Annotated in this window: 21 protein-coding genes, 2 tRNA genes and 2 pseudogenes; 18 read left to right on the top strand and 7 right to left on the bottom strand. The window is 65.6% G+C overall.

Translation table 11 applies throughout. The features are described from left to right. Positions 1-4: 4 nt before the first annotated feature. The 12 genes and pseudogenes from rpmA (at position 5) to H590_RS19120 (ending at position 8,478) form a co-directional block, all read left to right on the top strand. Positions 5-274, top strand: coding sequence for a 50S ribosomal protein L27 (rpmA, locus tag H590_RS0107510; protein WP_028703068.1), 270 nt, complete (start codon positions 5-7; stop codon positions 272-274). 301 nt (positions 275-575) lie between these two features. Next, positions 576-1,574, top strand: coding sequence for a hypothetical protein (locus H590_RS17295; RefSeq protein WP_051238290.1), 999 nt, complete (start codon positions 576-578; stop codon positions 1,572-1,574). A 63-nt stretch (positions 1,575-1,637) separates the two neighbouring features. After that, positions 1,638-3,164: a GTPase ObgE gene (gene obgE, locus H590_RS0107500; RefSeq protein WP_028703067.1), complete on the top strand. Its 1,527-nt coding sequence runs from the start codon at positions 1,638-1,640 to the stop codon at positions 3,162-3,164. Beyond that, positions 3,154-4,284, top strand: a pseudogene (gene proB, locus H590_RS15535) (glutamate 5-kinase); the annotation flags it as partial. The gene obgE and the pseudogene proB, both read left to right, overlap by 11 nt. Before the next feature lie 150 nt (positions 4,285-4,434). Continuing rightward, entirely contained in the window at positions 4,435-5,679 is a 1,245-nt protein-coding gene (locus H590_RS0107490) for a glutamate-5-semialdehyde dehydrogenase (RefSeq protein WP_028703066.1), read from the top strand. 9 nt (positions 5,680-5,688) lie between these two features. Then, positions 5,689-5,811: a hypothetical protein gene (locus tag H590_RS19300; RefSeq protein WP_268919831.1), complete on the top strand. Its 123-nt coding sequence runs from the start codon at positions 5,689-5,691 to the stop codon at positions 5,809-5,811. A gap of 16 nt (positions 5,812-5,827) precedes the next feature. Continuing rightward, complete coding sequence (nadD, locus tag H590_RS0107480) at positions 5,828-6,490, top strand: nicotinate-nucleotide adenylyltransferase (protein ID WP_036981555.1); 663 nt, start codon at positions 5,828-5,830, stop codon at positions 6,488-6,490. Further along, positions 6,487-6,870: a ribosome silencing factor gene (rsfS, locus tag H590_RS0107475; RefSeq protein ID WP_028703064.1), complete on the top strand. Its 384-nt coding sequence runs from the start codon at positions 6,487-6,489 to the stop codon at positions 6,868-6,870. The genes nadD and rsfS overlap by 4 nt, the downstream gene beginning before the upstream one ends. Further along, positions 6,867-7,514: a histidine phosphatase family protein gene (locus H590_RS0107470; RefSeq protein WP_028703063.1), complete on the top strand. Its 648-nt coding sequence runs from the start codon at positions 6,867-6,869 to the stop codon at positions 7,512-7,514. The genes rsfS and H590_RS0107470 overlap by 4 nt, the downstream gene beginning before the upstream one ends. 91 nt (positions 7,515-7,605) lie before the next feature. Next, positions 7,606-7,678: transfer RNA gene (locus tag H590_RS0107465), tRNA-Ala, on the top strand. Between the two features lie 42 nt (positions 7,679-7,720). Next, positions 7,721-7,793 (top strand) — tRNA-Ala (locus tag H590_RS0107460). A gap of 250 nt (positions 7,794-8,043) precedes the next feature. Then, positions 8,044-8,478 (top strand): hypothetical protein, encoded by a 435-nt coding sequence (locus H590_RS19120; protein WP_028703062.1) that lies wholly within the window; start codon positions 8,044-8,046, stop codon positions 8,476-8,478. Here H590_RS19120 and H590_RS19415 read toward each other — a convergent pair. The 3 genes and pseudogenes from H590_RS19415 to H590_RS17290 all read right to left on the bottom strand — a co-directional run. Further along, positions 8,398-9,429: pseudogene (locus H590_RS19415) on the bottom strand (recombinase family protein); the annotation flags it as partial. The gene H590_RS19120 and the pseudogene H590_RS19415 sit on opposite strands and share 81 nt — an antisense overlap. A 12-nt stretch (positions 9,430-9,441) precedes the next feature. Further along, positions 9,442-9,645: a hypothetical protein gene (locus H590_RS18330; protein ID WP_060762966.1), complete on the bottom strand. Its 204-nt coding sequence runs from the start codon at positions 9,643-9,645 to the stop codon at positions 9,442-9,444. A 139-nt stretch (positions 9,646-9,784) separates the two neighbouring features. After that, a complete protein-coding gene (locus H590_RS17290) occupies positions 9,785-10,387 on the bottom strand; it encodes a TetR/AcrR family transcriptional regulator (protein ID WP_060761032.1) in 603 nt (200 codons plus the stop codon). 240 nt (positions 10,388-10,627) lie between these two features. Here H590_RS17290 and H590_RS0107430 point away from each other — a divergent pair, with 240 nt between their 5' ends. From H590_RS0107430 to H590_RS17895, 6 genes are all read left to right on the top strand, one after another. Beyond that, a complete protein-coding gene (locus tag H590_RS0107430; RefSeq protein ID WP_028703059.1) occupies positions 10,628-12,598 on the top strand; it encodes a type I restriction-modification system subunit M in 1,971 nt (656 codons plus the stop codon). 98 nt (positions 12,599-12,696) lie between these two features. After that, on the top strand, positions 12,697-13,962 hold the full coding sequence (locus tag H590_RS18325) for a restriction endonuclease subunit S domain-containing protein (RefSeq protein WP_126412621.1): 1,266 nt from the start codon (positions 12,697-12,699) through the stop codon (positions 13,960-13,962). 108 nt (positions 13,963-14,070) lie between these two features. Next, the gene (locus H590_RS0107420; protein ID WP_232020974.1) at positions 14,071-14,307 is read left to right on the top strand and encodes a type II toxin-antitoxin system RelE/ParE family toxin; all 237 of its coding nucleotides are present in this window, start codon (positions 14,071-14,073) and stop codon (positions 14,305-14,307) included. Between the two features lie 11 nt (positions 14,308-14,318). Then, the gene (locus H590_RS0107415; protein ID WP_028703056.1) at positions 14,319-15,389 is read left to right on the top strand and encodes an ImmA/IrrE family metallo-endopeptidase; all 1,071 of its coding nucleotides are present in this window, start codon (positions 14,319-14,321) and stop codon (positions 15,387-15,389) included. Then, positions 15,389-18,328: a type I restriction endonuclease subunit R gene (locus H590_RS0107410; protein WP_036981553.1), complete on the top strand. Its 2,940-nt coding sequence runs from the start codon at positions 15,389-15,391 to the stop codon at positions 18,326-18,328. The genes H590_RS0107415 and H590_RS0107410 overlap by 1 nt, the downstream gene beginning before the upstream one ends. Beyond that, positions 18,325-19,155 (top strand): toll/interleukin-1 receptor domain-containing protein, encoded by an 831-nt coding sequence (locus H590_RS17895; protein WP_084149353.1) that lies wholly within the window; start codon positions 18,325-18,327, stop codon positions 19,153-19,155. Before H590_RS0107410 ends, H590_RS17895 begins: the two co-directional genes overlap by 4 nt. Here the strand turns inward: H590_RS17895 and H590_RS15520 are convergent. The 4 genes from H590_RS15520 to H590_RS0107385 form a co-directional block, all read right to left on the bottom strand. Then, positions 19,149-21,137, bottom strand: coding sequence for a recombinase family protein (locus tag H590_RS15520; protein WP_084149352.1), 1,989 nt, complete (start codon positions 21,135-21,137; stop codon positions 19,149-19,151). The two genes, H590_RS17895 and H590_RS15520, sit on opposite strands and share 7 nt — an antisense overlap. A gap of 143 nt (positions 21,138-21,280) precedes the next feature. Continuing rightward, a complete protein-coding gene (locus tag H590_RS0107395) occupies positions 21,281-21,490 on the bottom strand; it encodes a hypothetical protein (RefSeq protein WP_211221183.1) in 210 nt (69 codons plus the stop codon). After that, on the bottom strand, positions 21,487-22,068 hold the full coding sequence (locus H590_RS0107390; protein WP_028703053.1) for a hypothetical protein: 582 nt from the start codon (positions 22,066-22,068) through the stop codon (positions 21,487-21,489). Before H590_RS0107390 ends, H590_RS0107395 begins: the two co-directional genes overlap by 4 nt. Before the next feature lie 19 nt (positions 22,069-22,087). Next, entirely contained in the window at positions 22,088-22,546 is a 459-nt protein-coding gene (locus tag H590_RS0107385; RefSeq protein ID WP_028703052.1) for a single-stranded DNA-binding protein, read from the bottom strand. Positions 22,547-22,550 lie beyond the last annotated feature (4 nt).

Below are 22,550 nucleotides of genomic sequence, written 5' to 3'. Positions count from 1 at the left end.
AGACATGGCACACAAGAAGGGCGCATCCTCGTCCCGCAACGGCCGCGACTCCAACGCTCAGCGTCTGGGCGTCAAGCGGTTCGGCGGTCAGCTGGTCAACGCCGGCGAGATCATCATCCGTCAGCGCGGCACCCACTTCCACCCCGGCAAGGGGGTCGGCCGCGGCAAGGATGACACACTGTTCGCGCTGCGCGCCGGCAACGTCGCCTTCGGCAGCCGTCGCGGCCGCCGCGTGATCGACGTCGTTCCGGTCGAGGAGCCCGCTCAGGCCTGAGCGCAGACCTCCTCACCGACGTTGAAGGACCCCCTCCCTGCGGAGGGGGTCCTTCTGTCATGTGGGTGCGGCTTTCATGTGGTTCCGGTACGACCCCGGTATGAGATGACATAGCCAGGTTGAGATAGCTGACATGGTGGCCTAGCGTCGTGACCGAGTGATGATGGTCGGCCCTTCGTCACGGCAGGTACCAGCACAGCACACAGCGCAGGCTCCGGAACGGAGCTCGACAACAGCGCTCCCACAAGGCGCAACAGCAGCCAGTACCGGCCGACACGGATGGGACAGGAGAGAGGCAGACGTGCGAGACCAGAAGACATCGGCCACGCGTTCCGACAGTCCGGCACCAGCGACGCGCAGCAGCCACGTCACCCTTCCCGCGGGGTGGGGGACCGGCTTCCCCGGAGGCCGCGACCATGCCGTGCGGGTGAGACGCCCGGTCCGTCATCGCAGCGCTCGTGCCATCGGCCACTCCGCGACCGAGGGAGCCGATCATCGGGGGACCGACAGGTCCGCCGAGGACGACCCGCTGGGCCTCTACCGTCCGGAGTCCCCGGCCGCCTCGCGCCGGCCCGACGGTTCGCCGGGCAGCGAACCCGAGCTCGAGCTGGAGCCGGGTCTCCCGGTCGCCTCGCTGACGGCCGGAGCTCCCGGCACAGCGCCGGCCGGTCCCACGGCGGGCACCCGTGCCGCCGCGACAAGCCGTGTTGCCGAGACCACCCGTGCCGGCGCGTCGCCTGCCGCAACCGCTGCGGGCACCCCGGCACCCTCTCCCGCCGGTCCGCTCGGCGACGGCCTGGGACAGGTGCGCAAGGACGTCGAGGTGGTCCGCGCCCGGTCCCGCGGGCTGGGTCTGCGCGGCCATGAGGTGATCGCCGGTGCCGGCGCGTCGGCCCTGGCCACCCTGGTCACCTCGACCCTCGGGATCGGGGGAACCGCCTTCGGCAGCGCCATGACGAGCATCGTCATCGCGATCGCCGGCGCCGTCTTCGCCAAGCTGCTGACCCGCGACCGCAGTCGGGGGACCGGCGCCGGGACCACCGCTCGATCCGATCGCTCCGACCGCTCCGCCCCTGCGGCGCGCCGAGGTCGGGGAGGGGTCTTCCTGCGCACCGTCGGCGTCGCCCTGGCGGTGACCCTGGGCACCGGAGTGATCGGCGCCATCATCCTGACCAATGAGATGGGCGGGTCGGTCTCCCAGCAGCTCATCAACATCACCTCCTCGGGATACCGGGCCCGCGAGATGTGGGACCAGGCCTGGCCCTACCTCAAGGAGGCCTGGCGGGCCGCGGTCAGGTGACCCGCCGACTTCCCCGGGACCAGTAGGGTGGGCCTCACCGCACCCGTAGCCAGGAGGAACCGGATGGCCATCCCGTCGTTCGTCGACCGCGCGACTCTGCTCGCAGTAGCCGGCAAGGGAGGCGATGGCTGCGCCTCGGTCCGCCGCGAGAAGTTCAAGCCGCTGGGCGGCCCCGACGGCGGCAACGGCGGCCGTGGCGGGTCCGTGATCCTGCGCGTCGACCCCCAGCTCACCACCCTCGTCGACTTCCACCGGCTGTCGGTCCGCAAGGCGACCAGCGGCCAGGCGGGCAAGGGGGACGACCAGAACGGCGCCAACGGCGACGACATCGTGCTCGCGGTGCCCGACGGCACCGTGGTGAGCGATGCCGAGTCCGGCGAGGTGCTGGCCGATCTCACCGGGGCCGGCGCCGAGGTCATCGCGGCCGCCGGCGGCCGCGGCGGTCTGGGCAACACGGCACTGGCCAGCTCGGCCCGCAAGGCCCCCGGATTCGCCCTGCTGGGGGAGGCCGGCGAGGAGCGCAAGATCACCCTGGAGCTCAAGGTGGTCGCCGACATCGGTCTGGTCGGGTTCCCCTCGGCCGGCAAGTCCAGCCTGATCGCCGCGATCTCGCGGGCCCGGCCCAAGATCGCCGACTACCCCTTCACCACCCTGGTGCCCAATCTGGGCGTCGTGGTGGCCGGGGACACCACCTACACCGTCGCCGACGTCCCCGGGCTGATCCCCGGCGCCTCCCAGGGCAAGGGACTCGGCTTCGACTTCCTGCGCCACATCGAGCGCTGTCGCGCCCTGGTCCACGTCATCGACTGCGCCACCTACGAGCCCGGACGCGACCCGGTGACCGATCTGGACGTCATCGAGGGCGAGCTGAAGGCCCACGGCGGCCTGGAGGACCGGCCCCGGATGGTGGTCCTCAACAAGGTCGACGTGCCCGACGGCGCGGAACTGGCCGAGATGGTGCGCCCCGACATCGAGGCGCGCGGACTGCCGGTCTTCGAGGTCTCGGCGAAGTCCGGCGAGGGACTCAACGCGTTGAAGTTCGCGATGGCCGAGATCGTGGCGCAAACCCGCAAGGAGGCCCCCGAGCCCGAGGCGGCCCGGATCGTCATCCGGCCCAACCCGGTGGACACCGGCGGCAAGGACTTCACCATCGCCCGGCAGGGCGACGGCGAGGGAGGCTTCCTGTGGCGGGTCAAGGGGGAGAAGCCGACCCGCTGGGTGGCCCAGACCAACTTCTCCAACCAGGAGGCGGTGGGCTACCTGTCCGACCGTCTCAACCGGCTGGGGGTCGAGGACGAGCTGCTGGCGATGGGCGCCCAGGCCGGGGACTCGGTGGCGGTCGGCGGCCAGGACGCCGTCATCTTCGAGTTCGCACCCCAGGTGCAGTCCGGCGCCGAGCTGCTGTCGCGGCGCGGTGAGGACCAGCGCCTCGACCACGAGCGGCCCTCGGCGACCCGTCGCCGCGAGGAGGACCGCGAGTACCACGAGGCCCGGGACGCCTACGGTGTCGTCGGCCGCGACCCCGAGGGACGGTCCTGGCGGGCGCGGTTGGCCGAGGAGCAGGCCGGCGAGCAGACCGATGAGTTCTGAGCAGGCCCACCGTCCCGACGTCGCCTCCGCCGTCCGGGTCGTGGTGAAGGTCGGTTCCTCCTCCCTCACCCTGCCCGGCGGGGGGATCGACGTCTCCAAGGTCGACGCCCTGGTGGAGGTGCTGGCGGCCGCCCGGGATCGCGGCCGGCAGGTGGTGCTGGTGAGCTCGGGGGCGATCGCCGCCGGCTTCCCAGCCCTGGGGATGGCTCGCCGGCCCCGCGACCTGGCCGGCCGCCAGGCGGCCGCCTCGGTCGGCCAGGGGATCCTGCTGCACCGCTACGAGGAGGACTTCGCCCGCCACAAGGTGACCACCGGCCAGGTGCTGCTCACCGTCGAGGACCTGGTGCGGCCCAAGAGCTACCGCAACGCCTGGTCCACCCTGGGCAAACTGCTCGCCCTGGGGGTGATCCCGGTGATCAACGAGAACGACACGGTGGCCACCGGCGAGATCCACATCGGCGACAACGACCGGCTGGCGGCGCTGGTCTCCGAGCTCATCCGGGCCCAAGCCCTGGTGCTGCTCTCCGACGTCGACGCGCTGTACACCGCCCACCCCTCCGACCCCTCGGCCCGGCGGATCCAGCGGGTCGACGACGTCGAGGCCCTGGACGTCGACACCTCCCGGTCCGGCTCGCGGGTCGGCACCGGCGGGATGACCACCAAGCTGGAGGCCGCCCGGATCGCCACCGCCTCGGGCATCCCGGTGGTGCTGGCCGACTCGGGAGACGCCCTGGCGGCCATCACCGGCCAGGACGTCGGCACCTACTTCGTCCCCTCCACGCGCCGCCGGCCGCGAAAACTGCTGTGGCTGGCGGACGCCGCCGCACCCCAGGGGGAGATCCGGATCGACGTCGGGGCGGTGCACGCCCTGCGCGACCGGAAGGCCTCCCTGCTGGCGGTGGGGGTCACCGAGGTGCACGGGGACTTCCAGGCCGGTGACCCGGTGCTGGTGATCGGCCCGGACGGGCGCACCGAGGGGCGCGGCATCGTCTCCTACTCCCACGACGAGGTCCGCGAGATGCGCGGCCGCTCCAGCGCCTGGCTGGCCCGCGAGATGGGACAGGGGGCCAGCCGCGAGGTGATCCACCGCGACGCCCTGGTGCTGACCCGCAGACGCCGCCCCAGCGCCGACAAGAAGCCCGCCGCGACGGGGGAGGGGCCGGTGGGACAGCCCGCCCCGGCCGGCGAGCGGGCCGCAGGGCAGACCGCCCCGGCGGCCGACCGATCCCGCAGCTGAGCGGGGCGTGCGGCCAGCACGTAGCATGGCGCCATGACTTTTCAGGACCAGGCGCGTGCCGCCAAGGTCTCGGCGACGCTGCTGCGCCGCCTCGATCGCGCCGCCAAGGATGAGGCTCTGCGTGTGATGGCCGACCGGTTGAGGTCGGCGACCGGGGAGGTGCTGGAGGCCAACCGTGCCGACCTGGACCGCGGCCGCGCCGCCGGGATGGCCGAGGGCCTCCAGGACCGGCTGGCGCTCAGCGAGGAGCGGGTCGAGTCGATGGCTGCCGGCCTGGAGTCGCTGGCCGGACTGGCCGACCCGGTGGGCGAGGTGGTGCGCGGCTGGACCACCCCCCAGGGGGTGCGGATCGAGCAGGTGCGGGTGCCGATCGGGGTGATCGGCATCATCTACGAGGCCCGCCCCAATGTCACCGCCGATGCGGCCGGGATCTGCCTCAAGTCGGGCAATGCCTCGCTGCTGCGGGGGTCCTCCTCGGCCCTGGAGTCCAACCGGGCGGTGATCGGCGCGCTGCGCGCCGGGCTGGCCGACGCAGGCCTGCCGGTCGACGCCGTCAACCTCGTCGAGGGGGGCCATGACATCACCGACGAGATGATGCACGCCCGCGGTCTGGTGGACCTGCTCATCCCGCGCGGTGGGGCGGGGCTGATCAACGCGGTGGTCACCGGGTCCTCGGTGCCCGTCATCGAGACCGGCACCGGCAACTGCCATCTGGTGGTGGACGCCGACGCCGACCTGGCGATGGCCGAGAAGATCATCCTCAACGCCAAGACCCAGCGGCCCAGCGTCTGCAACGCCCTGGAGACCGTCCTGGTGCACTCCGAGATCGCTGCCGAGGCCGTGCCGCGGCTGGTGGGAGCGCTCACCGGGGCGGGGGTGAGGGTGCACGGCGACGAACGCTCGAAGGCCCTGGACGACCGTGTGGTGCCCGCCGGTGAGCACGAGTACGAGGCCGAGTACCTGTCGCTGGACCTGGCGATGAGGGTCGTCGACGATCTGGACGCGGCGATCGCCCACATCCGGCAGTTCGGCTCGGGGCACTCCGAGACGATCGTCACCGACAGCCTGGCGGCCGCCCGGACCTTCCAGGACTCGGTGGACGCCGCCGCGGTGCTGGTGAACTGCTCGAGCCGGTTCGTCGACGGCTCCGAGTTCGGTTTCGGCGCCGAGATCGGGATCTCGACCCAGAAGACCCATGCCCGCGGACCGATGGGTCTGGCGGAGATGACCTCGACCACCTACCGTCTGAACGGCAGCGGTCAGACGCGTCTCGGATAGGGTGTGGCCATGAGCATTGTCCCCCTTCTGGCGGGTACCCCCACCTGGGTCGTCGCCGTCGTCGTCCTGGTCGTTCTGTTCGGGGCCCTTCTCGCGGTGCGCGGGATCGGCAAGGCTCGTCCGCACAGCTGAGGATTGCAGATTCTGGATGAGCAACAGCGTGGAACTTGGACTTGCGCGCGCCCATGACGGTCGCCGCTACCGACTGGGTGTGATGGGTGGCACCTTCGACCCGATTCACCACGGACACCTGGTGGCCGCCTCCGAGGTGGCCTCGCGGTTCGGCCTCGACGAGGTCGTCTTCGTGCCGACCGGGGTGCCCTGGCAGAAGAAGGGCCGCAACGTCTCCCTGGCCGAGGACCGGTACCTCATGACGGTCATCGCGACCGCCTCGAACCCCTCCTTCTCGGTCTCCCGGGTCGACATCGACCGGCTGGGGGACACCTACACCGTCGACACCCTCAAGGACCTGCGGCGTGAGAGGGGCGCCGACGTCGACCTGTTCTTCATCACCGGCGCCGACGCCCTGTCGCACATCCTCACCTGGCGGGGGGCCGAGGAGCTCTTCGACCTCGCGCACTTCGTGGGGGTATCGCGGCCCGGGGTACCGTTCGGCAGGAAGGACATCTCCCACCTGCCGGCCGACAAGGTGACCCTGCTCGAGGTGCCGGCGATGGCGATCTCCTCGACCGACTGCCGCAAGCGGGTCTACACCGGCCTGCCGATCTGGTACCTGGTGCCCGACGGCATCGTGCAGTACATCAACAAACGTGGGTTGTACGGACAACCCGACCATCCGGAGGACCATTGAGCGCAACGGAACAGGCCATCGAACTGGCGAGGACCGCCGCCCGCGCGGCAGCCGACAAAAAGGGCACCGAAATCCTCGCCCTGGACGTCTCGGAGAACCTCGCCCTCACCGACATCTTCCTCATCATCACCGCCGGCAATGAGCGTCAGGTCGGGGCGGTCGTCGACGCCGTCGACGAGGCGGCCCGCGAGGCCGGCGCGAAGGTGGTGCGCCGCGAGGGGGAGCGGGAGAACCGCTGGGTGCTGCTGGACTACAACGACATCATCGTCCACGTGCAGCAGCCCGAGGTGCGCCAGACCTACTCCCTGGAGAGGCTGTGGAAGGACTGCCCGGAGGTCGACCTCAAGCTTCCGGCGGTCTCCGACGAGGCTGCCCGGTGAGCGATGCGCTGACACGGTTCATCCTGGTACGACACGGGCGTACCGAGTACAACGCGCAGAACCGGCTGCAGGGCCGGATGGACATCCCGCTGGCGGAGCGGGGGGTGCGGCAGGCCGAGGCGGTGGCCCCGGTGATCGCCGGGATGGATCCCGACGTCATCGTCTGCTCGCCGCTGACCAGGGCCCGCCAGACCGCCCGGAGGATCGGTCGGGCGTGCGGCATCGACCCGGTGCCCGATGACCGTCTGATGGAGATCGACGTCGGACGCTGGGGAGGACTGCGGGTCGCCGACCTGCGTCGCGAGGCACCGAACCTGGTGGCCGCCAGGGAGGTCGGAAAGGACTTCCGCAGGCCCGGGGGAGAGACCGGGTCCGAGGTGATGGACCGGATCGCCGGCGCCATGGAGGGGCTCGCCGCCCATCATCCGGGCCAGACGGTGGTGGTGGTGAGCCACGGGTTCGCGCTGCGGACCGGGATCTGCCGGCTGCTGGGCGGCGACTACTCGGCGTCGCGGGGGCTGGGCGGGCTGTCGAACTGCTCGTGGACCCTGCTGGACCGGTTCAGCAACGAGGAGTCCCGGGCCCGCGGACTGGCCACGCCGTGGCGGTTGCGGGCCTACAACTGCCAGGTGGCAGGGGACTGAGAGTTGGCACCGCGACTGGAGATCCTCTATAGTTTCTCCGGTCGCCGGAGCAAGGATGGCGGCGCGGGGACGGCCTGAAATGGCGGTTCTCGGGGCATTGGCGCAGTTGGTAGCGCGCTTCCATGGCATGGAAGAGGTCAGGGGTTCGAATCCCCTATGCTCCACTCTGACGAAGATCAGCCAGACGGACCGGAAGGTCTGAATCTGGGGCATTGGCGCAGTTGGTAGCGCGCTTCCATGGCATGGAAGAGGTCAGGGGTTCGAATCCCCTATGCTCCACCCAAAGTGTCTTACGGGAACACGCGACATCGAAAGATGTGGTGTGTTCCCGTTTCGCTTCCTTGCCTTCGTCGCCGCTGTTGTGTGCTTCGCGGAAGATCGTCGCGAAGGGCTCGGCAAGGCGTGGGCGTAACTGTTCGTCGTCGGTGATGTCGAGGCGCGTGTAGAACGCTTGGTTCGCGAGTCGTCGGTCGGCGTCACCGGAGTGCGCGTAGGCCCGGTGCGCGTCGGTCAGTAGCTGGAGTGAGTCGTGGAGGAATGCGCGTCCGCCGGTGTGGTGCTCACTGTGTTCGGCGAGGCGACGGTTCACGTCGGCGAGGCCCGTGCGGATGCGGTCCTGATGCCGCTTCAAGGTGTCGAGGTCGATGGCGTCGGCGAAGTGCGCCGCAAGCAGCTTGTCGGATTCGGCTTCCAGGCGTGCCCGATTCGCGGTGAGGTCAGTGAATTCCTGATCGTTCCCGGCACTGCGCTTGTCGAACGCCGCATCCACGTCAGCGGTCAGGCGTTGGTAGGTGGTGTCGCTGATCGTGATGAAGGCGTAGGAGTCTGCGACGAGTCGTTCCGCGAGAGCGACGGGCACCGCCCGTCTCGTGCAGTTGGTCTTCTTGGCGGCTCTGCCGGAGCAGACGAAGTAGGCGTAGGTTGTGCCGCGTGGGTTGGTCGCGAAGTCCAGGAGCATCCGTGACCCGCAGGTGCCGCAGTGCAGGAGTCCTTTGAGGTGGTGGGCATGCTGGACGTGGCGGGTCATCTTCGCCGTCCGCACCTTCAACAGTGACTGCACCTTGTCGAACAGCGCTGGGTCCACGATGGGGGCATGTGCGCCGGGATGCAGAGCACCTTTGTACCGGATCACGCCCGCGTAGTATGGGTTCGTCAGGAGCTTATAGAGGGTGTTCTTGCCCAGCGGCTTGGAGGGGCGCTTTGGCGTCGGAACGGTCAACAGGCCTCGCGCTGTCAGCTCGCGCAGGAGACCGGTGACGGAGGTCTCGCCGGTCGCGTAGTGCTCGAATGCCCAGGTGATGAGTGGGGCGCGTTCGGGATCGACCTCGACCGTGCGCACCTCGCGGCCGTTGTCGTCCGTCTTGCGCACGTTCAAGTACCCGATGGGTGCGCGCATCGGGGTGCCGCCTTGCGCGACCTTCTGCGTCAGCCCCTTGGTGACTTCGGTGGCGAGGTTGCGGCTGTAGAACTCCGCAATGGAGGACATGATGCCGTGGACGAGCATCCCCGACGGTGTCTGATCAATGCTCTCGGTAGCCGACACGAGAGTGACACCTGCATTGATGAGGGCTTCGTGAATCTTCACATCGTCGGCGCGGTTGCGTGCGAGGCGGTCGAGCTTATGCACGATGCAGAACTGCACCCGCGTCGCCGCAATGAACGCCAGCATCTCCTGCAACCCGTCACGATCCGCCGAGCGTGCGGACTCGCCCGCGTCCACGAACTCGCGGACAATCCGCGCTCCGAGTTCGTCGGCCTTGCGCTGGTTCGCCCCACGCTGGGCGGGAATCGAGAAGCCTTCCTCGGTGCCGCCGCGTTCGGCCTGCTCCCGCGTGGACACTCGCAGGTATGACACCGCCAGCAATAGCGGCGCATCTGCGTCAGTCTTGGTGGGGGTGGGAGCGGGGGTGCTCATGATGTGCTCCGATCAGTTCGCGTTGAGTTCATCGTCTTGCTGGTCGGGCGGCCTGTCCAGGCTGAGCGGCGGAAGCCCGTAAGGGTCGGGGTCACCGTTGAGCCAAGCGCGGTGCCGGGCTTCGGCGATGTTCAGCACCCACTCCACCAGCCGATCCGCATCAGGCTCATCCCGCCGTGTCACCCGCAGCCGCAGGCTCCTTGCCTCGCCGTTCATGCCAGGTAGGTGCGCACCCGGTCCCACGCACCCGGCCGCTCACCGGATTACTGCCCTGAGAATCGACCTGCTTCGAGCAGCCACGCGTCTTGCAGATCAAGGACCGGACTAGTCCGTATGGGATTGTGTTGAGGCCAGATTACCGCTCCTCGGGTGTCTCCGAAAGGGAGACCTTCGGCAGCGCCAGCAAACCGTGCCCCGCAGCGGCCGTGAACAACTCGTCAGCCAGCGCGTCGAACTCTGGCGCGAGCAGGCGCGCGGCGGCATCGGCGGCCTCCGGGTCATCCGCGGGTTCGTCGGCGCGGAGCCTCATGACGATCGCAGCCCGAATGTCGTCGCACCAGTCCTGTATCGCGGTCGCGAGCGAGGAGGTTGCTCCGGCCACCGGGTCGGCCAGGAGCCTGACCAGCGCTTGGCCTTCCCTGCGAGAGAACAGCCGGTTCAGCGCCGCGACGATGCTCTTTCGCACCACCTCCGGCTCGCTGCTCGCGGGTGCGATGGTGCCGTCGAGGAACGCGATCGTGCTTGCCCGCATATGGCTGATCGCGTCCAGTGCGAGGCCTTCCTTCCCCTTGCCGGGGAAGTGGTGGTACATGCTCCCGTGACCCACCCCAGAGCGCTGCTGGAACATCTGCGGGCTCGTTGCGTCGAACCCCCGCTCCGCCAGCAGTGCACATGCCGCCGCGACGAGCTTCTGTTTTGAGTCATACGCTGGTCGCCCCGGCCCACGCCGCTTCTCCATCCAGGCCACTCCTCACTCCGCCGCTTCGCAAGCCGCGTCCTAAGTTTCGTACGGACTAGTATGTACCTCGATCTGCAAGACGCATGCGGGTCCCTTCGTCGACGTGGTCGTCTGCGAAAATGTCGGTGGGGACTCGTATCGTCCCCCCTCGGGGGAAGCGGGGCTGTCGCGATCTGTTCGTCGGCAGTCGCTTGTCTCCCCGTTTTTCAGCCACTGGAATCACAAGACGAAGGACCCTCATTGCCGCACGACTCCATCAATCACGCCAGGATCGTCTCACTGATCTGGGGCATCGCCGACGACGTGTTGCGTGATCTCTATGTGCGCGGCAAGTACCGCGACGTGATCCTGCCGTTCACGGTGCTGCGGCGCCTCGATACAGTGCTGGAGTCTACCCGCGACGCGGTGATGGAGATGAAGAAGCTCCTCGACGATGCTGGGATCGTCGATCAGGACGCGCCACTGCGCGACGCGGCAAAGCAGGCGTTCTACAACACGTCGGGTTTTACGTTCAAGGATCTGCGGAGCACAGCGAACAAGACCCGGCTCCGCCAGAACTTCGAGGCGTACCTCGACGGCTTCTCGCCGAACGTGCAGGAGATCATCGAAAACTTCGACCTGCGTCACCAGCTTCCGAAGCTCACCAAGGCTGACGCACTGGGCGCGCTCATCGAGAAGTTCCTCTCGCTAGACCTTGATCTGTCCCCGACTGGCTTGGACAACCACGGCATGGGCACCGTGTTCGAGGAGCTCGTGCGCCGGTTCAACGAGGACAACAACGAGGAGGCTGGCGAACACTGGACGCCCCGCGACGCTGTGCGGCTGATGACCCGCCTCATGTTCGAGCCGATCGCCGATGTCATCCCATCGGGCACCTACCGCCTCTACGACGGTGCGATGGGCACCGGGGGCATGCTCACCGTCGCCGAGGAGACCCTCAAGAGGCTCACCGCGCCGTCCGGCAAGCAGATCTCCACGTACCTGTATGGGCAGGAGATCAACGCAGAGACCTATGCCATCGCGAAGGCCGACCTGATCCTCAAAGGCGACGGCCAGGCGGCCGACAACATCGTGGGCGGACCGGAGTGGTCGACGCTGTCCAACGACGCGTTCGCCGGCCAGGAGTTCGACTTCATGCTCTCCAACCCTCCCTACGGCAAGAGCTGGAAGACCGACCTCAATCGACTCGGGGGCAAGAGCCATGTCATCGACCCGCGATTCATCGTCACCCATGACGGAGACCCGGAGTACTCGCTGGTTACCAGGTCGAGCGATGGGCAGCTGATGTTCCTGGCGAACCTGATCTCGAAGATGAAGCACCACACGGCGCTGGGGTCGCGCATCGCCTCGGTGCACAACGGCTCCTCGCTGTTCACCGGTGATGCGGGTCAGGGTGAGAGCAACTTTCGACGGTGGGTCATCGAGAACGACTGGCTGGAGGCGATCGTCGCCCTACCGCTGAAGATGTTCTACAACACCGGCATCGCCACCTACGTGTGGGTGATCACCAATCGCAAGGAAGAACGTCGGCGCGGCAAAGTGCAGCTCATCGACGCGACCAGCTGGTTCACACCGCTGCGCAAGAATCTTGGCGAGAAAGGGGTCGAGATCAGTACCACCGACGCCGATCGCGTCCTCCAAACGCTCAAGGCCTTCGACCAAGCCGACGACCCCGACCACTCGAAGGTTTTCGACGGAGTGGACTTCGGCTACTCCAAGATCGCCGTCGAGCGCCCCTTGCGCATTGCCGGGGTCGACCCGCACCGGGTCTACAAGGCGGCTGAGATCAAGAAGCTCAAGGAAGAAGGCGTCCGCGACGAGTCCGCGTCACCGGTCATCAAGAAGGCGTTGCCCTACGCCGCGAAGCCCGACCCGCTGCACGGACGCTACAAAGCGGTCATCGACGGGCGCACCCGCGTGGTCGAGTACGAACCCGACCCCGAACTGCGCGACACCGAACAGGTAGCACTCACTGAGCCTGCCGGCGAGTACGCCGACGGGATTGAGGCGTTCTTCCGTCGAGAGGTGCTGCCCTACGCTCCTGATGCCTGGATCGATGCGTCGAAGACGAAGATCGGCTACGAGATCAGCTTCACTCGCCACTTCTACAAGCCCACGCCAATGCGTACGCTCGTCGAGATTCAGGCCGACATTCGAGCCCTCGCCGCCGAAACCGACGATCTCATCACCGAGATCGCGGGTGAAGACTGATGTTTCGGTTTGCTCAGTACTCCTCGCAACGGGACACCGGCATCCCTTGGTGTCCCAAAGTCCCCTCGCATTGGGACACCCCTCGAAACAAGACAGTGATGGTGTGGCGAGCCGAGCCGGTCGGCGCATTCAGCGGTGAATATCAGCTTTTATCGCTGACGAAACTTGGTGTTGTTACGCGAGACCTGTCAACAGGCAAGGGGAAGATACCCGCGTCTTTCGAGAACTACCAGCGAATTCGCTCGGGCGACATGGTGATGTGTCTGTTCGACGTCGATGAGACGCCGCGTACTGTGGGTCGGGCACGACAAGATGGGATGATTACCGGAGCCTACGAAAGGTTTGTGGCTACGGGCGACACTCTCGCGGAATATCTCAACTGGTTCTATATCGCGATGGACAACACGAAAGCACTACGGCCCCTGTATCGCGGCTTGCGCAAGACGATACCCGTTGAGGAATTTCTAGCGAGCCATGTTCCGACGCCTCCTCTCAATGAGCAGGCGGCGATCGTGAAGTACCTCGCCCACGCGAACGCCCGCATCAACAAGGCCATCGCCGCCAAGCGTCGCCTCATCGCTTTCCTCGAGGAGCAGAAGGTGGCGGTTGTCAACAGTGTTATCCGTGCAGATTGGCCCAGGATTCCCATTAAGCGAGCACTGCGATCGGTCACGGCGGGTAGTTGGGGAGCTGCCGTCGAAGAGTCGAATGATCCTGTGAAATGGTGTGTTCGAGTGGCTGACTTTGACTACTCCTCAGGAGGTGTGGCTGATTCTCCAAAAACGTATCGCGCCATCTCAGACCGAGAGTTTTCGAGGCGTTCTCTCAGACGTGGGGACCTTCTACTGGAAGGTTCTGGCGGAGGGGAAAAGACTCCCGTTGGGCGTGTAGTGCTGTTCGATTACGATGATGATGCTGTATGCTCGAACTTCTTACAGCGCTTAAGATCGTCTGACGATGTTGAATCTGAGTTTCTTATGCTGATGCTCAGACGAGTTCATATGAGTGGTGAAGTCCGCAGATACATCAAGCAAACAACCGGTATCCAGAATCTGGATCTTCACGCGTATTTGACGCATAGAATTCCAATGCCTTCTGTTTTGGAGCAACGGAGAGTTGTCTCAGATATCCAATCTGAGTTCCGTGAAGTCGACACCGTCGTCTCTCGTATCCATCATGAGATCGGCCTCCTCCAGGAGTTCCGCGTCCGTCTCGTGGCTGATGTGGTGACGGGCCAGGTGGACGTGCGCGCGGTAGCGGCGACGTTGCCTGACTTCGCTGAGGCGGCTGCCGATGTTGCCGAGGAGGACGATCCCATGCTCGGTGAGGAGTTGGCCGAGGTGGTGGCTGGTGGTGATGAATGACGCGGAGGGCTACCGCATCCACCTCGCCAGTGTTACGATTTAGGTAACGCGATGGAGCTGAGGTACGCGGATCGTGAGCTGGAGCGCCGGTGCACCGAGCAGCGCTACATGCAGCGCAAGCTCGGAGCTCAGCGGGCGAAGGCTTTGCGGCTGCGCCTCGACGAACTCCGTCGTGCCGAAGAACTCGCCGACCTGCTGTTCTTCGGCGGCAAGTGGGAGGAGCTCACGGGTGACCGGGCCGGGCAGTGGTCGGGTCGGCTGACTGCCAATTGGCGCCTCATCATCGAGCCTGACCAAACCGTCATCACCATCGTTCTGGTCTGCGAGATCGTCGACTATCACTGAGAGGAGCTGACATGACGAACCTTCCCGACTACGCTGTCTCCCCGGGCGAGCACATCCGGGAGTGGTTGGACGACCATGGCATCAACGCCGCCGAGTTGGCGCGCCGCCTGGACGTGACTCCGAAGCATGTCTCGGAGCTGCTCTCGGGGAAGGCACCCTTGTCTGCGACAGTCGCGCTGGGCCTGGAGCGGGTCACCGGGATTCCAGCCCGCATCTGGAATCGCTTCGAGGCGGGCTATCGCGAGGACTTAGCTCGCCTGGCGGAGAGTGACCGGCTTGCGGCCCAGTTCGAGCAGGCGAAGCACTTCCCGCTGGCATACCTCCGCAAGTGGAAGTACATCTCGGCCCCGGCGCGCGACAAAGCGGGGACGGTGCGCGACCTGTTGAGCCTCTTCGGGATCGCGCACCTGGACGCCTTCGACGCGACCTGGGTTCATGGGAAAGTCGCGTATCGCAGGGTCACGCTCGCCACAGACAAGGTCTACGAGCGAGCGACCTGGCTCGCGCTCGGCGAGCGTGCGGCCGAGGTGGAGAGCTTGGGCGACTACGACCGGGCCGGGCTCGACGCGTTGATCCCGCAGCTGCGTGCGCTGACGGCGCGTCCGAACCCCGTCGAGGCGGTCGGCGAGGCGACCGAGCTGCTGGGTGGCGTGGGAGTCGCGCTCTGTCTGATCCCACCAATTCCTGGTTTCGGCGTCCATGGCGCCACCCGTTGGATCGCAGGTCATCCGGTGGTGCAGCTCTCGGTGCGGGGAAAGACCGACGACCAGCTGTGGTTCACGCTCTTCCACGAGCTGGGGCATGTGCTGCTGCACAGTCAGAAGGCCATCTTCCTGCAAGGCGCCGGCGACCAGGCCGAGGCCGAGGCCGACGATTTCGCCTCATCGACCCTGATCCCGCAGCAGTACCACGATCGGCTGCCGAGCGGCCGAAACATCGCTGCTGTGCGTGACCTTGCCGCTGAACTTGGCATCGCGCCGAGCATCGTCCTCGGCCAGGTGCAGCGGGCCACGAAGGACTTCGCGTGGGGCCAGCAGCTGCGCGCGAAGCTGGTGTGGGACGACACGGATCCGGAGCGGTGATGTCACAGCGTCTTGATGAAGCGAGCCTCGAAGAGCTCATCGTCGCCCAGATGGTCGAGGGCGGCTGGACTGAGGGCCGAGCATCCGATTTCGACCCGTCCTACGCGCTTGACCTCGGCCACTTGACGGCCTTCATTGAGGCGACCCAGCCGCGCGTCTCGAAAGCCATGTCGCTTGACGAGCCGACACCCACGCGTCACGGATTCCTGGCCCGGTTGCAGGGGGAGATCACGAAGCGTGGGGTCGTTGACATCCTCCGGGGCGGTGTCGACCATCACGGCCAGCACGTGGACCTCTATTACCCGAAACCGACCGTGGGCAATGTGAAGGCGAGCACGCTGTTTGCTGCCAACCGCTTCGTGATCACCCGGCAGGTGCACCACAGCCCGAGCAACCGCGGCGACGCGGTGGATCTGGTGGCGTTCGTCAACGGGCTGCCAGTGTTCACCTTCGAGCTGAAGAACAACATCACCAAGCAGACCGTGGATGATGCGGTGCAGCAATACCAGCGCGACCGCGATCCGAAGGAGCTGCTGTTCGCCTTCGGACGCACGCTCGCGCACTTCGCCGTTGATGACCAGCGGGTGAAATTCTGCACCCATCTGAAGGGCGCCGCATCATGGTTCTTGCCGTTCGACCAGGGATACAACGACGGCGCAGGTAACCCTCCTAACCCCAACGGGGTGAAGACGGACTATCTGTGGCGGCGGATCCTCGCCCCCAAGAGTCTCGCGGAAATCATCGAAAACTACGCCCACATCCTCACCGAGAAGAACCCTGCGACGGGCAAGAAGACGAAGAAGGCGATCTTCCCCCGCTACCACCAACTCGACGCGGTGCGGTGCCTGCTCGCCGACGTCGCGAAAAACGGGCCTGGCCGAAAGTACCTTATCCAGCACTCAGCGGGCAGTGGCAAGTCCAACTCGATCGCCTGGCTCGTCCACCAGCTCGCCGAAACCAGACATGACGGACGCGTCGCGTTCGACTCAATCATCGTCGTGACTGACCGGATCATCCTCGATGATCAGCTCTCCCAGACCATCAAGTCGTTCCTCCAAGTTGGCTCCACCGTTGTTCATGCGGACCGCTCCGGTGACCTTCGCCGAGCGATCACAGCAGGCAAGAAGATCATCGTCACCACGGTGCAGAAGTTTCCCTACATCCTCGATGACATCGGCACGGAGCATCAAAGACGAAGCTTTGCGATCGTGATCGACGAAGCCCACTCTTCGCAGGGCTCGAAGACCTCAGCGGCGATCTCGCGCGCGCTCGCAGGTGGAGAAGATTCCGCCGAAGAAGAGAGCGTCGAGGACCAGATCAACCGGATCATCGAATCCAAGAAACTGTTGCCCAACGCGAGCTACTTCGCTTTCACCGCGACGCCGAAGAACAAGACCCTGGAGATGTTCGGAAAGCCGGTTCCGAATCCCGACGGCAAGACCGGATACCGGCCATTCCACTCCTACACCATGAAGCAGGCCATCCAGGAGGGCTTCATCGTTGACGTGCTCGCCAACTTCACGCCTGTAGGTAGCTACTACAAGCTCATGAAGACGGTCGAGGATGATCCCGAATTCGATGCGAGGCGGGCATCGAAGAAGCTGCGCGCCTACGTCGAGGGCAACGAGCACGCGATCGCGCAGAAGGCCGACATCATGGTCGAGCACTTTCTCAGCCAGGTCATCGCGAAGCAAAAGATCGGCGGCCAAGCCCGGGCGATGATCGTCACCTCGTCCATCGCCCGGTGTATCGAGTACTTCCACGCCGTGGAGGGGGTGCTGGCTGCCCGCAAGAGCCCGTATAAGGCGATCGTTGCGTTCTCCGGTGAACACGACGACAACGGGGTTCAGGTCACCGAGGCGAGCCTCAACGGGTTCCCTTCCCGTGCCATCGCCGCGCAGATCCGGACGGACCCCTACCGGATTCTCGTAGTCGCCAACAAGTTCCAGACCGGGTACGACGAGCCGCTGCTGCACACGATGTATGTCGACAAGACTCTCTCGGGGGTGCTTGCCGTCCAGACGCTCTCAAGACTCAACCGTGCGCACCCTGCCAAGCACGAGACGTTCGTCCTCGATTTCGCCAACACTGCTGACGACATCCAGAGTGCCTTCGCTCCGTACTACCGCACCACAGTGCTCGCTGAGGCTACCGACGCGAATAAGCTCCACGATCTCGTGCATGACCTCGACGCATTCGGCATCTACACGCCCGAACACATTGATGAGTTCGTCGAACGCTACCTGCGAGGCGAGACTCGCGACCGCCTCGATCCGCTGCTCGATGAGTGCGTCGCCGAGTACGTCGAGCTGTCCGACGAAGACGACCAGGTGAAATTCAAAGGAGACGCGAAGGCGTTCCTGCGTACCTACAACTTCTTGTCCACGGTTCTTCCTTACGGAAGCGCGGACTGGGAGAAGCACTCGATCTTCCTCGACCACCTCGTCCCGAAACTTCCCGCGCCGAAGGAGGAAGACCTCGCGGCTGGGATTCTGGAGAACGTCGACCTGGAGTCCTACCGGGCAGAGAAGCTTGCGTCGATGCAGATCGTCCTTGACGATGAGGCCGGTCTGATTGCGCCGGTCCCCGCAGCTGGAGGCGCTGGCCTGGTCGATCCCGACTTGGAGATGCTCTCGGATATCGTGAAGAGTTTCAACGCGCACTTCGGCGACATTGAGTGGAACGATGCCGACCGTGTCCAGCGCTTCATCACCGAGGAGATCCCGCGCCTCGTCTCCGAAGACGAGGCATACAAGAACGCTCAGACCAACAACGACCCGGTCAACGCGCGCGTCGAAAGTGATCGGGCTCTCGGACAAGTCATGCTGCGCCTTATCTCCGACGACACCCAGCTTTTCAAGGAGTTTCAAGATAACGAGAGCTTCAAACGCTGGCTCGCGGCCGCCGTGTTCAACGCGACCTACAGGAGGAGTGCATGAGCACTGTGAGCGAGCTGAACCGTTATCGGGATCAGGCTGCGCGGCTACACACCGAGATCAGTCGTCACTCGAAGACTGTTGCTGACAAGCGAAAAAAGGCTGCGGACGCCCAGTCGGCGGCTTCTCGGAGCCGATCGGTGTCTACGGTTCGGTCTAAGCGGCGTGAGGTGGAAGCTGCGACGACTGCGGCGAACTCTGCCGAGCGGAAGCGCGCAGATGCTGAGAAGAAGCTTGCAGATGTGGAGAGGAAGCTCGGTCGTCTTCAAGCTCGGTACGAGAAGGAGCAACGAGCGGAGTCTCAGCGCTCTTTCAATGCAATCCGCAAAGCCTCTTCCGCAGCAACCTCCCAGTTTGGGCCCTTCTCCAGAACGGAAGCTCCACTGGTTCGCCAACCAGAGAACGCGGACGTGACAGACATCTTTCTTTCACACGCGAGTGAGGACAAAGACGAGATCGCTCGGCCATTGCGTAAAGCCCTAGAGGACCGCGGCCTCACAGTCTGGTTCGATGAATTGAAGATCAAAGTCGGGCACAGCATCCGACAGGAGATTGAGAAGGGTATTGAGGGTGCTAGGTTCGGCGTAGTGATACTCTCCCCGAGCTTCTTCGCGAAGCAATGGACACAGGCAGAGTTGGACGCCCTCTTCACGAAGAAGATTGATAGCAGTCGCAGCATGATCCTCCCAGTGTGGCACCGTGTGACCAAGGACGAGGTGGCCGCTCACTCGCCGCTACTCGCAGGACTCCTTGCCCTCAACTCGGCGACGATGACGCTCTCGGAGATAGCCGACGCCATCGCCGAAACGGTCGCGGAAGACGGTCAATAGTGCGTCTTCTCCCAGACCGTGCCACGGTGAACTCTGAACTGCCGCGCGATCGTTGAGACACTGACGCCGTTGGCACGGGCTGTTCGCATGGCGTCCACTTCCTGCTCGGTCAGCGGTGTTCGAGATCGTCTCCTTGGCTCGGAGACAACCCCGCTCTCGGCGTAGGCCACCGGCTCGACTGGAGTGCAGGCATTGCCAACGCTGCGGTTCCATGCCGTGTTCAGCCTCTTGACCACCCGTCGCTTGTTCCCGCAACGCTCACCCACGTCCACCAAAAGTGACATTTTCGAACCCTGCCCCGCAGACAAGCGGGCAGGGTTCGAAGTGTCTTCGGGGTCGGATGCTTCGGCCGCGGCGATCGGTGCGTGACCAGGGATGACGCAGTCCAACGCTGCCTGGACGGCCTGGTCGGGCTGGTATCGGACGGTCTCCTCGTCGTCGAGGATGATCTTGTCGAAGAGGGCTCGGTTGAGGATGCGGCGTTCAGCAGGTTCGCATCGCGTGTAGACGTCGCCGAGATCGGTGAGGATGTCGGCGAGCTGGTCGAGGCCCTCACGGGCGTCCTCGTAGCTGGTGGCGAGGTTCTCCAGTCGGTGTTCGATGGCGTCGAGGGTGGTGCGGATGCGCTCTTGCTCGGACTTGAGGAGGTCGAGCGGGATGGCGTCGGCGTAGTGGGCTTGGACGAGCTTGAGTCGCTCGGCGTCGAGTTTCTCCTTCTGGGTGGTCAGGAGTGCACGTTCGTGGTCGGTGGTGGCTTCGAGCTGGTCGAAGACGGCTCCGAGGACTTCGCGGACACGATCGGCCTCGTCGGGGGTGAGGCCGTTGGCGCCGTAGGTGGAGTCGATGCGGTCCTCGATGCGGTCGGTGAGGATGGCGGACCGCGTGCAACCGTTCTTCTTGCGGCGCCCGGAGCAGGTGAAGTACTCGTAGGTGATGCCGGACTTGCCGGTGGGGCATTCGATCATCATCTTCGCCCCGCACGAGCAGTAGAGCGGTCCCTTGAGGTAGTGGTCGTGGGTGCGGGGCTTCTCTCCGCGCTGGTTCTTGGCGGCCAGTTCGGTCTGGACGCGTAGCCATGTCTCGGTGTCGACGAGAGGGTCGTGAGCGCCGTCGTAGGTGACGCCGCGGAACGTGAGGCTGCCTTGGTAGTAGGGGTTGGTGAGGATCTTGTGCAGTGCCTTCGTCGTCACGGGCTTCGACGGGAAGGACGGCGTCGGCCTGGTGGTGAGTCCTCGGGCTTCCAGCTCGGCGGCGAGGGAGGAGAGGGTCCAGTCGCCGGTGGCGTAGGCGGTGAAGGCAAACGTGATGAGATCTGCCCGCTCGGGATCGACGGTGACGTCTCGGATCTCGTGGCCCTTCGCGTCGGTGGTGCGCACGTTCAGGTACCCGAGGGGTGCTTTGGCAGGAGTGCCGCCCATGCTGGCTTTCTGGGTCATTCCTTTGAGGACTTCTTGAGCGAGGTTCAGGGAGTAGAACTCGGCCATGGAGGCGAGGATGCCGTGCATGAGCATCCCTGAGGGCGTCTCGTCGATGTTCTCCGTCACGGAGACCAAGCTGATGTTCGCATCCCGAAGCGTCGCGTGGATGATCGCGTCGTCGAGGCGGTTGCGAGCCAGGCGGTCGACCTTGTTGATGATGCAGTACTGGACGGGGTTCTCGGTGACGTAGTCGAGCATGTCCTGGAGGGCGCGGCGTTGCGCCGTCTTGGCGGACTCGCCAGGCTCGATGAACTCCTTGACGATGACGGCGCCAAGCTGGTCAGCCTTTCGCTGAGCCGCCTTGCGCTGGGCGGGGATCGACAGGCCCTCTTCAAGACCGTTTCGGGTGGCCTGGTCCTTGGTGGAGACCCGAAGGTAGCTGATCGCAGGGACCAGACCATTCGTGTCAGTCGCGCCCGCGGCCTGCTGGATCTTGGCGGCGGTGGCGGCGAGCTTGCGCAGCTCGCCCATATCGATTCCGGACGGGAGGGACGTGAGAGTCATGGTGACCGCCTTTCACGGACCCCTGAGCGGGGTCTTGTGGGGCGCCGGATGGCGGTCACGTCAAGAAGCAGGAAGAACACCCCGAGTGCGGGGCTTAAGAGTCTGGTGCCAACGACGCCGGTTCGTTGAGCTTGCCCAACAGTCTACCGGGCGCTGACGAGAAGATCCCGGACGTAGGAACCGGCGTTCCCGGTGGTCGTGCCGTTGCCCGCAGCGCGCAGGGCGATGCGGATGAGAACCTCGGCGACCTTCTCGGCGTCGATCTCGCTGCGTTTGATGTAGCGCACGCGGACCGGCCGGTTGGCGTCCGACCGGTCCGTCGTGCGCTTGTAGGAGCGGACCATCATCCTCACCCGCCCTGGGCACTCTCGGGGTGGTCGTGGATCTCGCCGGTGCGTTCGTCGATGCTCGCATAGAACGCGTCTTCGGCTTCTTGCCTCTGGTGGACCTCGTCGAGGACGTACTGGACGAAGTCCTGGTCCCGGTCGGTGATCGCGGTCTCTTCCGCGTGTTCGGCGGGCGATTCCCCGGGCCATGTGGTTTGTCGTGTGGGGCGGTCGCGGTCGAGGCGGGTTCCGGAGGCTGTGACCCAGTCGCGCAGGCGTTGGCGGGCGTCGGCGAAGTCGCGGTGCCAGCCCAGCGGCGCGGAGCCGTTCTGGTCGGGGTCGTAGGCGCAGAGCCAGTGCAGGTGGAGGGCGGAGAGTTCCCAGAGGAGTTCGGGGTGGCGGTGCCAGTAGGGCGGGATGATGGAGGCTGGGAGTCCGTAGGTGTGGCGCAGCCAGTCGACCCACCGGTTCAGCTCAAGGAGTTCCTGCTCCAGGTCGGTGGCGGTCAACAGATTCCAGTTGACAGGGTGTGGCGGCTCGGCGATGAGATTTTGCGTGTCGTCGTAGTCAGGCTCCTCGTCGAAGCCCGGCGTGTGAGTGGTCATGGTGCGCTCCTCTCCAGGTTCAGCGGCCGAGCACGGGAGCGCTGGTGGTCGGCCGCGAGACTGGAGGGTCGAACGCGCGCTCCTGGTCTCGCGTGGCCGCCTCACGGGTCTGGGAGTTTCGGGGCGTTCGGTCGACGTCGTAGCGGGTGCGGGCTGTGTCGTGGCCGATCTTCTTGGCGACGAACTCCTCCCCGGACAGGGACTGGCCGTCTCGCTCGTAGGAGTACTCGTGGGCGTAGCCCTCGGCGACGAAGCTGTCGCCCTTGGCGAACCGCTCGAAAGCGCGTTCGGCGGTGGCCCGGTACATGACGAGGTTGTGGAAGGTCGGCTCCAGCTTTGTGAACGAGCCATCCTCCTCGCGGTGGAAGTTCTCCTGACCGAACCTCGCGTAGAAGCGCGCCTCCCCGCGATCCGTCACGGTCAGCTGCGGGTCGGTGGCGATGAAGCCGGAGATGGACTGCTGGGTGCGGATAGCCATGGGA

The organism is Acidipropionibacterium jensenii DSM 20535, assembly GCF_000425285.1.
Classification (GTDB): Bacteria; Actinomycetota; Actinomycetes; order Propionibacteriales; family Propionibacteriaceae; genus Acidipropionibacterium; species Acidipropionibacterium jensenii.
Note: the sequence above shows the minus strand (reverse complement) of the source record. Positions and strands in the feature narration are given on the sequence as shown.

What these genes read in the sequence shown, in the direction of transcription:
- rpmA (WP_028703068.1), top strand. Translation starts at nt 5, where the DNA reads ATGGCACACAAGAAGGGCGCATCCTCGTCCCGCAACGGCCGCGACTCC.
- obgE (WP_028703067.1), top strand. Translation starts at nt 1,638, where the DNA reads ATGGCCATCCCGTCGTTCGTCGACCGCGCGACTCTGCTCGCAGTAGCC.
- H590_RS0107490 (WP_028703066.1), top strand. Translation starts at nt 4,435, where the DNA reads ATGACTTTTCAGGACCAGGCGCGTGCCGCCAAGGTCTCGGCGACGCTG.
- H590_RS19300 (WP_268919831.1), top strand. Translation starts at nt 5,689, where the DNA reads ATGAGCATTGTCCCCCTTCTGGCGGGTACCCCCACCTGGGTCGTCGCC.
- nadD (WP_036981555.1), top strand. Translation starts at nt 5,828, where the DNA reads ATGAGCAACAGCGTGGAACTTGGACTTGCGCGCGCCCATGACGGTCGC.
- H590_RS18330 (WP_060762966.1), bottom strand. Translation starts at nt 9,645, where the DNA reads ATGAACGGCGAGGCAAGGAGCCTGCGGCTGCGGGTGACACGGCGGGAT.
- H590_RS17290 (WP_060761032.1), bottom strand. Translation starts at nt 10,387, where the DNA reads ATGGAGAAGCGGCGTGGGCCGGGGCGACCAGCGTATGACTCAAAACAG.
- H590_RS18325 (WP_126412621.1), top strand. Translation starts at nt 12,697, where the DNA reads ATGGTGTGGCGAGCCGAGCCGGTCGGCGCATTCAGCGGTGAATATCAG.
- H590_RS0107420 (WP_232020974.1), top strand. Translation starts at nt 14,071, where the DNA reads ATGCAGCGCAAGCTCGGAGCTCAGCGGGCGAAGGCTTTGCGGCTGCGC.
- H590_RS0107415 (WP_028703056.1), top strand. Translation starts at nt 14,319, where the DNA reads ATGACGAACCTTCCCGACTACGCTGTCTCCCCGGGCGAGCACATCCGG.
- H590_RS0107410 (WP_036981553.1), top strand. Translation starts at nt 15,389, where the DNA reads ATGTCACAGCGTCTTGATGAAGCGAGCCTCGAAGAGCTCATCGTCGCC.
- H590_RS17895 (WP_084149353.1), top strand. Translation starts at nt 18,325, where the DNA reads ATGAGCACTGTGAGCGAGCTGAACCGTTATCGGGATCAGGCTGCGCGG.
- H590_RS15520 (WP_084149352.1), bottom strand. Translation starts at nt 21,137, where the DNA reads ATGACTCTCACGTCCCTCCCGTCCGGAATCGATATGGGCGAGCTGCGC.
- H590_RS0107390 (WP_028703053.1), bottom strand. Translation starts at nt 22,068, where the DNA reads ATGACCACTCACACGCCGGGCTTCGACGAGGAGCCTGACTACGACGAC.
- H590_RS0107385 (WP_028703052.1), bottom strand. Translation starts at nt 22,546, where the DNA reads ATGGCTATCCGCACCCAGCAGTCCATCTCCGGCTTCATCGCCACCGAC.